The organism is Thermostichus sp. OS-CIW-29 (assembly GCF_054058195.1).
The window spans coordinates 1-1901 of record NZ_JBSSAB010000069.1 but is presented as its reverse complement, the minus strand read 5'-3'; the positions used below and the strand labels follow the sequence as shown (position 1 = coordinate 1901).

Sequence of the window (1901 nt, the reverse complement as noted above, 5' to 3'; positions counted from 1 at the left end):
AGTCTTTGAAGTGGGATGTTCAAAGGCTCTGAAGTGGGGTGTTCAAGGATGGGGATGAGGTGAGCTTAAAGGTCACTTCCTGCCCAGCCCACCTGCAGGCAAGATGGCGGCGCTAGCAGCAGTGTCAAGGGCAAGCGGCGCTAAGCGCCGTGCTACGCACCCTTGACACTGCTGCAGTGAGCGCCGCCTCACTGCAGTTAGGTGGGCTGGGCAGGGGAGCAGGGATCTATCAGACTCTGACGTAACGCTGGATCTGACGATGCCATGCGAAAAAGATCTCTGGGTCAACCATCTGGTCGCCATCCTCATCCAGCAGCATCAGGTCCTCATCAGTCTCCTCCTCAGACTCTCTCAGCACTTCCTTAAGCAGTCCCCCACTACCAATGAATCGCAGCTTATGCACTTGGTTGGTCAGCTCCAGCAGCCAGTCGCGATCCATCAGATCCTCTGGCTTAGTCGAGTACTTCAGCGTCTCAGCGATGGCCCCCCGCAGGGGATGCTCAGATCCACGACGGCTCTTGACAGCCTGGACATGGACGATGGGCGTGTAATCCAGCCTGGCTGACTCTTTCCACAGCTCGGTCCAACGCGCTTGCTTGACGTAGTTGATCGTGAAATAGCTTGGCCTCACCATCATGAGCACGTGGAAATGGGGATGGGCGGATCCGTCGTGGCCACGCGTCACCTCAGTCGATCTGATCCAGCCGATCGTGTTGTGCGCAAACTCAGGGCGCTTGGTCATTCTATTAAATGACACGTTCATGTGCTGGATGGTGGATCTCAGATCGGTGATGGCGCAGTTTCTGACGGTGAGCGTCAGGAAAATCCAGCGGGCTGTCGGAAAGGCTGACTCTAGCTCAGGCAGTACCCGCAGAAACCTAGCTTGCCACATCAAGGATCTGCGCCACCAACAAACAGGGCAATGCCGCACTCTACAGAATCTGGCCATCACTAATTTAAGACGCTTCTCACCGGTCTCCAGCTCAGTTACCCAGCCAAAACCCAAGTATCCAGTGCACTGGCGGATGCGCACTGCAAGACGGTCATAAACCGTCTTCTGGTAGAGGCCCTCCACCTGCTGAGCTTGGGCGCGATGGACATCCCACGGCCTGTCGCTGGGGCTGAGGTCTGTGAGGAATTCAAGCTGCTCTGCATGCAGGATGGAGTTGGAAGTTGGGTTAGAATTGGTGGCCATAAGAGACTTCTCCAGAGTCGCTTGCTAGGCGGTCGAGGGCTCCCATCCTTGACCGTTTTTGGTTTGACAGTTGGCATCGCCGGCGAACACTTGCGGGTCTACCAGAGGGCACGCGAGTCGGTCTACCAGAGGCCCCGCAGCCGGCTGAGACATGCGCCAGTGATTGCTCTACCAGAGGGCACGCAGCCGGCTCTACCAGAGGCCCCGATGCCGGCTACAGACTAGCATCTATCTGAGTCAGGCACAATAGACTGGCCTCAAATGCTTGCTCCACAAGGCTTTGTCCCACCTAACACAAGGCAAACAATACACGCTGGCTATCCCTCTAGTATGAACATAAGGAGGGCATAGCCGGATCTATCTGCAGAGGGATCCACCATGGCTGCGCCGCCGTGGCCCAATGAGGGATCCGGCGGCGTTAGCGCCGCCATAGCCATCGCTGGATCCGGCGGCGTCAGCCAAGAGGATTGAGCTCTACTCTTGAAGTTGATTGTTCAAAAACTTTGAGGTTGAATGTTCAAAGTCTTGAAGTGAGGTGTTCAGAAGCTTTGAAGCGAGAGGTTCAGAAGTTTTGAAGTGGATGTTCACAGTCTTTGAAGTGGAGTGTTCAAAGTCTTTGAAGTGGGATGTTCAAAGGCTCTGAAGTGGGGTGTTCAAGGATGGGGATGAGGTGAGCTTAAAGGTCACTTCCTGCCCAGCCCACCTG

General features: G+C 55.6%; 1 protein-coding gene. It reads right to left on the bottom strand.

Translation table 11 applies throughout. From position 1 onward, the window contains the following. Positions 1-229: 229 nt before the first annotated feature. Positions 230-1195 (bottom strand): protein rep, encoded by a 966-nt coding sequence (locus ACVWZJ_RS14105; protein ID WP_457396482.1) that lies wholly within the window; start codon positions 1193-1195, stop codon positions 230-232. Positions 1196-1901: the final 706 nt, after the last annotated feature.

Bases quoted from the DNA above. Each gene is read 5' to 3' on its own strand.
- ACVWZJ_RS14105 (WP_457396482.1), bottom strand. From the start codon at position 1,195: ATGGCCACCAATTCTAACCCAACTTCCAACTCCATCCTGCATGCAGAG.